This is a genomic window from Halopseudomonas sp. (genome assembly GCF_041579695.1).
Taxonomy (GTDB): Bacteria; Pseudomonadota; Gammaproteobacteria; order Pseudomonadales; family Pseudomonadaceae; genus Halopseudomonas.
The window spans coordinates 1-7,519 of the sequence record NZ_JBFGFI010000107.1 but is presented as its reverse complement, the minus strand read 5'-3'; the positions used below and the strand labels follow the sequence as shown (position 1 = coordinate 7,519).

Genomic DNA, 7,519 nt, shown 5'->3' with positions numbered 1-7,519 from the left:
TCCCATCATGACCAAGCCACGGCTTTTTCGGACCATTCGTAATCTGTTCATTGATCAGTACAGACGTGAGCAGTTGTTGGTCTTGGATACGTCCGCTTCTGATATGGATGATTATGCGGCCCAGGAGGTCAGCCTGGATCGTGACATTCAGGCTCGGGAGCTCAGTCATTGCCTGGCGCAGTTGCGCGCTCCAGAGCGGGAGATTTTGTTTCTCAATAGTGTTGAAGGTTATACCGTCAGTGAAATCGTCCGGATGACCGGACGCCCACGCGGAACCGTATTAAGCCTGCTACATCGAGCCCGCGAAAAAATGCGTGTGCTTTTAATGGCGCCATCGGCTCGGCAAGAAGAACGAGGACGAAAAAATGCAGGATGATCTGGATGCCCAGCTCAAACGTTATTATGAAAACCAGCGGCTATCTGCCGATGCAATAGACGACCTGGTCAAAGTAGGTCGCACAAGGTCCCGTTGGAGCTTGCAGGCTCCCAGATCCTGGGCGTTAGGCGTCATTATGGTGCTGGCCGTAGCAGTCGCTCTGGTAATGCCCGAGTATTCAATCGACCGAGATGTTGAATTGCTGAGCGCCGACATTGCGAAAAACCATATGGCAGGCCGGTCCGATGACATTCAAATCAGAGACCTTAGCACCATCGTGGTTCAGCTTGCCGAAATAGGCTTCGATTTTGAGTTGCCAGTCAGTCGTCGATTACAGGGCGAAATTGTAGGGGCAAGATTGTGTTCTTTGGCAGGCAAGCCGGCAGTTCATGTTTATCTGGATAATGATGGAAAGCTACATTCGCTGTTTGTTTCAGTCGGTAATGACTCGCAGCCAAATCTAACGGGTGCGTTGCCATCCTTACCTGACCTGGATATTCAGACCTGGTCGGAAGAGGGCCACTTTTTTGCCTTGGCGCAAAATCGATGATCTGGAGCGGCTCTTCGTGCTTGTTCGGTAGTTCGCCTTAGCTTTTCCCCAATGACCCCCGGCGGGTCAACATTCAACTGGTTTCAACGTCCTCTGTCGCTGACTAGATCTTGTTGATCAGCAGTGATGGCAGGTTTTTTTTGTCAAAAAAAGGAGTATCTAATGAAAAACGTACTATGTGTTTCGCTGGCTTTGTGTGCGGGCATTACTTTGGCAGCCGGTCAGGCGAGTGCGAATCAGCATAACGCTGATGATTCGGCTAAGTCGCAACAAGTTCTGGCTTCTGAAAAGCAGCGACTGAAAAACGCAGACAGTGGTCTCGATCGCTTCCGATATTTCATGCTGCGCCATACAGGAAGCCATGGCAGCGACAATAGTTGAGCCGATAGCGCCTGTGTGAATCGATATCCAACTTTTCATGCCAACAATATAAGCTTCTGCCAGGGCATATCGTGATGCGTTCAAAAGACCCTGGCAGCTGTTCGAAATGCAGGGATAAATTCTCTCGTAGCTCATAACTACTTCCTGATTGACGCGACAACTACCTTGAAAAACGCCGGCCAGAGACCCAGTCCTCCTTCGCCGGTATTGTGGGCGAAGCAACCCAGCATGGCGGCACGGTTGGGCGCCAACACCGCGTTAGGACTCAACTAGCCGAAGCTCATTGCCGGGATGTTCAAAGGGGAGGCCGAATAAGGCTGGGTGCTTGCAGCTTCTCCGAACTGCACACGCAAATCATCCGTGTTACAGGCAGTCGGCGCCAGAGAGTGGTTCAACCATTCATAGCCGTTACCATACGGGTGAGGACGGGCAAATAATTATCCCGCACAGCACGACAACTGTTTCACATCCTTGGTGAAGGTTTGCGCGCAGAGCTTGAGGCCTTCCACCATTGTCAGATAGGGAAACAGTTCATTCCCGATGTCCTCTACCGTCATGCGAGCCCTTAAGGCTATCACCGCTGTCTGGATCAGTTCACCGCCTTCCGCAGCTACCGCCTGCACCCCCAGCAAGCGTCCGGAATCGCGTTCGGCGACCATCTTGATAAAACCATGGGTGTCGAAGTTGACCAGCGCACGCGGCACGTACTCCAGATCTAGCATACGGGTATCGACGCTGAAGCCTTGCCTGATCGCTTCAGCTTCGGTCAGACCGACAGTAGCCACTTGCGGGTCAGTGAACATCACCCCGGGCATGGCGCCAAGGTCCAGAGTAGCCTTGCCTCCCGTCATATTGACTGCGGCCCGGCTGCCCCCGGCGGCGGCGACATAGACAAACTGCGGCTGATTGGTGCAGTCACCGGCGGCATATATACCAGGAACCGTGGTTTGCAAGTATTTATCTACTTGAATCGCGCCACCCGCGGTCTTCACGCCGATGCCCTCCAGGTTCAGGGCCTCGGTATTGGGTGTCCGGCCAGTCGCCACCAGCAGTTGGTCCGCTCGCATCGTGTGGGCTTGGGCGCCGGCATTGGTGTCGACAATGAATTGACTGTTGGTATAGTCCACACGGCTGGCCTGGGTCTGCCTGAGCACCTTGATGCCCTCGCGCCTGAACGCGGCCTCTATGGCCTCACCGATGGCAGGGTCTTCATCGGATAGCAGGCGACTGCGGGCGAGCACGGTGACCTCGCTGCCTAGCCGGGCGAATGCCTGGGCCAATTCCAGCGCGACAAAGCCGGCGCCGATGACAATCAGCCGTTCGGGAATGGTATCCAATGCCAATCCACTGGTGGAGGTGAGATACGGCGTCCCAGCCAGCCCCGGTATCGCCGTCTCTGACGGACGGGCACCCGTGCCAATAAAGGCGCGATCGAAATGGACTGTCTGCTCACCGCCTTCGTTCAGCCTGACCACCAGGTTATGGGCATCGACAAACCGGGCCTCACCGTTCAGCACCGTGATGGCTGACTGATCGCGCAGTATGCTTTCGTACTTATTGTTGCGCAGTTCCTCGACACGTGCCTGCTGTTGCGCAAGCAGTTTTGCCCGGTCCACCTTCGGCGCCTGCTGGCTGCTTACTCCCTCGTCAAAGGGGCTTTCCTTGCGCAGGTGTGCGATGTGCGCGGCGCGAATCATGATCTTCGAGGGCACACAGCCGGTATTCACGCAGGTGCCGCCGATGGTGCCGCGTTCGATCAATGTGACGCGGGCACCGCGCTCGACCGCCTTCAAGGCGGCTGCCATGGCTGCGCCGCCACTGCCGATCACGGCGATATGCAGTTTGTTATCGCTCATGGAGAGAATTCCTTGAATCTGTAGAGCCATTGTCACGGTAGGCGTCGTATTGCTTTTTGCGCCACAGCGCATAGACGGTTAGACCGATGAATAAGGCCAGGGCTGGAAGCAGCACGTAGTCGAGATAGCCCGTCAGGGCTGCCAGACCTACAGTGCCCAACAGGATCACCAGAACGGGCGTGAAGCAGCACAACGCCACCAGGACGGTGCCAATCACGCTCGCGCGCAGCAGGGTCTTTGGGTTCTTCATGGGTTACTCCCGGTCCGCTCCCGAGGCTAACGGGGTTGAGGGGTACCCGGCGTTGGAAGTGGCTTCAGTTAATGCCTTCATCGACGTACGGGTGTCGTCGAAGGTGACCACAGCTTCACGATCCGGATAGCTCACGTCGACTTGCGAGACACCCTCCACCTTACTCAAAGCTATCTTGATGATGATCGGACATGTGGAGCAGGTCATGCCCGGCACCGAGAGCGTCACGGTCTGCATGGCGGCCCAGGTGGGCATACTGAGCAGGGCGACGAGCAACGTCAGAACAAAACGCATTTTCATGGGAAAATCTCCTTTCAATAGAACAGAGGCAAAGCATAAGGAAACAATAGGGCGACCAGTATCAGTGCCGTTACCGCCCAAAAGATCACTTTGTAGGCCGCTCGCACCTGGGGTACGGCACACATTTCTCCCGGCCGGCACTGTTCAGCTGGCCGAAAGATTCGGCGCCAGGCAAAGAACATGGCCACCAATGCAATGCCGATGAAAATCGGCCGGTAGGGTTCGAGCGCTGTGAGGTTACCAATCCAGGCGCCGGAAACCCCCAGCGTGATCAGTACCAGCGGGCCGAGACAGCAGGCCGAGGCGAAAAGCGCCGCGATGCCCCCGGCAGCCAGGGGCCCACGCCCCGATCTGGAATTCGACATAACGCTTACACCTTTCATGGTTTTGTTCGATGAGACAAGGTTACTTCCGTAGTCAACTACGGAGTCAAGGCGTATGTTGGATAAAGGGAATTCACTGATCCTCGGTGGCCTGGCCAAGGCAACCAGGGCGTCTCCATCCGGTATGCGGAGCGTCTCGCTGAGGCTGACTTCTACCAGCGACACACCGGCTAAGTCATGGCGGTCTGACTGAAATTGAATCGCTTCCATAAAACCGGGGGCGATTCAGGCCCCGGGAGCCCGGGGCCCTGCACTTCACAGCGGAGGGGTCCGCTGCAAGAAACCTTTATCCGATCCGTAGGCAAGCCAGGCAGTTCGATCTCAGGCAGTAATCTTCTTGACGGCCTCGTCCGTTGTCCAAAGGGCATTGGCAATAAAGCGGAAATTCGTCAACGCAGCCAGATAGCCATCCCCCTCTGGTAGCTTGGCCGCGGCCGTGGCGTCCTTGACGACCGCAACTTCAAAACCCTGCTCCAGCAACTCACGCAGGTGCGACTCAACGCAGAGGTTCGCTGACATACCAGCAAGGATGATCTGATCAATGCGCCGCTTTCGCAACTGCAGAACCAGGTCGTTCTGTTCCGGACCATACACCTTGTGGGGCGAAGTGATAATAGTCTGCCCGTCCTCGATAAATTCCTTGTACTGAGGCATGAAATCCGCCCCGCTTCGGGTTTTCACCGGAGCAAGGGGGCTCTGCCGGTCAAACATTCCGATATTGTGCATGAGCTTTTCCAGGGGGCCACCGAAATCCCACTGATGATCGTGGGGGTAATAATAGTGGGGCGATACCACTACCAGCATGCCGCTTTGCTTGGCCGCGGCAAAAAGACGACCGATGTTCTCAACCGTATTGTGCTCGGTAACGCTCTCGCCTACCACTTTCCAGGTAACCCCATCCGGGCTCAAAAAGTCGATTTGGGGGTCCGTCACCACCAGAGCCGTTCGTGACAGGTCGAGTTGGAATCCGCTCGCGGGCAAAGCGCCTTTGGCAGGAGCGGCGTAGGGGTCCGACTTCGTTTCCTGAGCCTGGACCGTGGCAGACAGCCCCCCCCAGCGCAGCAGCAGTAATGCCAGCCAACCCGCCAGCCACCAGCTTGCGACGTTGCGGATCTACTAGGCCGCCGACCGGATGGTCAGGACGTTCAACCGGAGGTAGTTGTGCATTGTGGTTTTGGGGTAATTCAGGATTATCACTCATGGCATTGGTCCTTTTGTCTATTTTAGTGACAGACTTGACTCTAGGCGGATTAGCGGGCAATTGTGTCCGGATCTGGTGCCGTTTCGTCCAAAACCGTAGTCAGAGAGGTGCTTGCTTGCTGGAACAGCTACTGGAATTGGTAACTACCCATGTTCGTTCATTTGCGGTATGTGAAGTTCGCAATGGCTTGACACTGGCAACGCCGGCCCTGGGCTCCATATCCTTGCATTACGTTCTTCGGGGCGAGGGGGAGCTGATTGATGCCCATCGCAACAGTGTGAAGTTCACACCCAACAGTCTTGTTGTCTGCCCTCCAGGCCAATCTGTCGAGATTCGGGAGGTGCAGGGGGAGTATTTCAGCCTTAGCCGCTGTCACGAAATGGCTCAATCACTGCACTGGCTAAGAGTCGGCGAGGGTGAAAGCATGAGCCCAGGAGAGCACCCGGGCATGCTGGTCATGTGTGGAATAGTCGATATCGGTCCGGAAAAGTCACTGGGACTGTTTGACAGCCTCACCGCACCGCTGATCACAGACAGCGATAACGACGAAACACAGCAAATCTTTGCCCGGTTATTTGGTGAGCTCACCAATCCCGGACTGGGATCGACGGCCATGCTGTCGGTTCTGATGAAGCAATGCCTGATTCTGATGCTCCGGCAGATTCACAACCGCGAGGAGCCTCACCCCTGGCTTCTGGCCATGCAAGACCCCGCAATGACCAGAGTGATCGACGCGATGCTCCTGGAGCCGCAAAAACAGATCAATATTGAACAGCTTGCGGCGCTCGCCAATATGGGCCGGTCCACCTTTATGGAGCGATTCAAGGCCGTTTTCGGCGATCCCCCACATCGTTTTGCAACCAAGATAAGACTGCAGCATGCAGCGAAATTACTTGCCCATACCTCTCTGCCGGTCAAGGTGATTGCTGACCAACTGGGTTATCGTAGCCGTAGTCAGTTCAGCTCTGCGTTCAAGGCGTATTTTCACCAGGATCCCGGGAGCTACAGGCAAAAACTGCCGTAGTCACTACCCCCTGTGCAACAAACACTTTTATTCTGAAGGCAGCGGGCCGGGCGTTTTGAGCTAACAGCCTTACTTTGAATGTTTTCGCCTCCTTAGGTTTGTAACGGCTCAGAGGGAAGTGCCGGTGATGTCCTCGCGGGTACCTCTGTTTTTCGTGGCGTTGTCACCGTAAGTGGAGTATTGCTTTTTTCACCATAGTGCATGGGCGGTCAGACCGATGAATACGGCCAGCTCTGAAAGCAGCACTTGGTCGAGATAGCCCGTCATAGCTGCCAGTCTTATGGTGCATCGCAGGAATCAAGATTGGTGTAAAGCAACATAACGCCGCCAGAACAGTGCCTATCACGTTCATGCGCGGCATGATCTTGGGATTCTTAAACATCGACTCTCCTCGAAAGCCAAGGGGTGAGAAGCATTGAGAATCGAGTTGAGATAAGGTGACTCCAGCAGTCAGCTACGGAGCCAAGGCAAATGTCGGATAAAGCGAATTCACTGACCATCGGTGGCCTGGCAAAGGCGGCCAGGGTTCATGTCGAGACGGTCCGCTATTACCAGCGACGCGGGCTATTCCCGGAACCCGACCGTCCTCCGGGTGGTATTAGACGTTACGGTTTCGCCGATATTGACCGGTTGATGTTTGTCAAAACGGCGCAGCGATTGGGCTTCAGTCTCGACGAGATCGACGACCTGCTTCGGCTTGACGATGGCACTCACTGCCAGGAAGCCAGCGCTCTCGCCGAGCAGAAAATGAAAGACGTTCGTGAGAAGATCAACAGTCTGGAGAAAATAGAGAGAGCGCTGGGTGAAATGGTAGAAAGATGCCACGCGCAATCGAGCAATATCACCTGCCCGCTCATTGCATCCCTGCATGAAGGCGTCAGCGGGACAGACACTGAAAAGGTAGCGCCTTAACAGCAGGTAAAGCTAGGCAAACCCCAGCATTTAATAACCCTGTTAAAACGTTCGGCCGATCAAGTTCGGGCAGCGGGAGCGGCTTCCGCAATTAGACCGGTATGCGCTTCCCGGTTCAATTTATGGAATCCAAGTCGTCCCGCAAAGACGGTTTTACTATGGCAACAAAAGGTGAGGCGTCGAAATCTCGGGGCATTCCAGATGAAAATTTCTACCGATCCGGCAGTCGACCAAAGCAGGAATTAAAATGAAGCCGGAGTCAGATGAAAGGGAAAAGGGAAAAGGG

Annotated in this window: 11 protein-coding genes; 5 read left to right on the top strand and 6 right to left on the bottom strand. The window is 55.2% G+C overall.

From position 1 onward, the window contains the following. From ABYA88_RS14455 to ABYA88_RS14445, 3 genes are all read left to right on the top strand, one after another. Positions 1-376, top strand: a 376-nt coding sequence (locus ABYA88_RS14455; RefSeq protein WP_373188096.1) for an RNA polymerase sigma factor, incomplete at its 5' end; no start/stop codon positions are given. Further along, entirely contained in the window at positions 366-926 is a 561-nt protein-coding gene (locus ABYA88_RS14450) for a hypothetical protein (protein WP_373188095.1), read from the top strand. The genes ABYA88_RS14455 and ABYA88_RS14450, both read left to right, overlap by 11 nt. Before the next feature lie 162 nt (positions 927-1,088). Next, positions 1,089-1,307, top strand: a complete 219-nt coding sequence (locus ABYA88_RS14445; protein WP_373188094.1) for a hypothetical protein — start codon at positions 1,089-1,091, stop codon at positions 1,305-1,307. Positions 1,308-1,744: 437 nt separating this feature from the next. On the opposite strand, the gene merA is transcribed toward ABYA88_RS14445, so the two are convergent. The 5 genes from merA to ABYA88_RS14420 all read right to left on the bottom strand — a co-directional run bounded on the left by merA (position 1,745) and on the right by ABYA88_RS14420 (position 5,143). Continuing rightward, positions 1,745-3,163, bottom strand: coding sequence for a mercury(II) reductase (gene merA, locus ABYA88_RS14440; protein ID WP_373188093.1), 1,419 nt, complete (start codon positions 3,161-3,163; stop codon positions 1,745-1,747). Continuing rightward, on the bottom strand, positions 3,153-3,413 hold the full coding sequence (gene merF / locus ABYA88_RS14435; protein ID WP_373188092.1) for a mercury resistance system transport protein MerF: 261 nt from the start codon (positions 3,411-3,413) through the stop codon (positions 3,153-3,155). The genes merA and merF overlap by 11 nt, the downstream gene beginning before the upstream one ends. 3 nt (positions 3,414-3,416) lie before the next feature. Continuing rightward, complete coding sequence (gene merP / locus ABYA88_RS14430) at positions 3,417-3,713, bottom strand: mercury resistance system periplasmic binding protein MerP (RefSeq protein ID WP_373188091.1); 297 nt, start codon at positions 3,711-3,713, stop codon at positions 3,417-3,419. A 14-nt stretch (positions 3,714-3,727) separates the two neighbouring features. After that, a complete protein-coding gene (gene merT, locus ABYA88_RS14425) occupies positions 3,728-4,078 on the bottom strand; it encodes a mercuric ion transporter MerT (RefSeq protein WP_373188090.1) in 351 nt (116 codons plus the stop codon). A 339-nt stretch (positions 4,079-4,417) separates the two neighbouring features. After that, positions 4,418-5,143 (bottom strand): isochorismatase family cysteine hydrolase, encoded by a 726-nt coding sequence (locus tag ABYA88_RS14420; RefSeq protein ID WP_373188098.1) that lies wholly within the window; start codon positions 5,141-5,143, stop codon positions 4,418-4,420. A 152-nt stretch (positions 5,144-5,295) separates the two neighbouring features. Here ABYA88_RS14420 and ABYA88_RS14415 point away from each other — a divergent pair, with 152 nt between their 5' ends. Further along, complete coding sequence (locus ABYA88_RS14415) at positions 5,296-6,321, top strand: AraC family transcriptional regulator (protein ID WP_373188089.1); 1,026 nt, start codon at positions 5,296-5,298, stop codon at positions 6,319-6,321. Between the two features lie 189 nt (positions 6,322-6,510). Here the strand turns inward: ABYA88_RS14415 and ABYA88_RS14410 are convergent, their stop codons facing one another. After that, on the bottom strand, positions 6,511-6,588 hold the full coding sequence (locus ABYA88_RS14410; RefSeq protein ID WP_373188097.1) for a mercury resistance system transport protein MerF: 78 nt from the start codon (positions 6,586-6,588) through the stop codon (positions 6,511-6,513). 204 nt (positions 6,589-6,792) lie between these two features. Here ABYA88_RS14410 and merR point away from each other — a divergent pair, with 204 nt between their 5' ends. Beyond that, positions 6,793-7,233, top strand: a complete 441-nt coding sequence (gene merR, locus ABYA88_RS14405; RefSeq protein WP_373188088.1) for an Hg(II)-responsive transcriptional regulator — start codon at positions 6,793-6,795, stop codon at positions 7,231-7,233. The last annotated feature ends 286 nt before the right edge of the window (positions 7,234-7,519 follow it).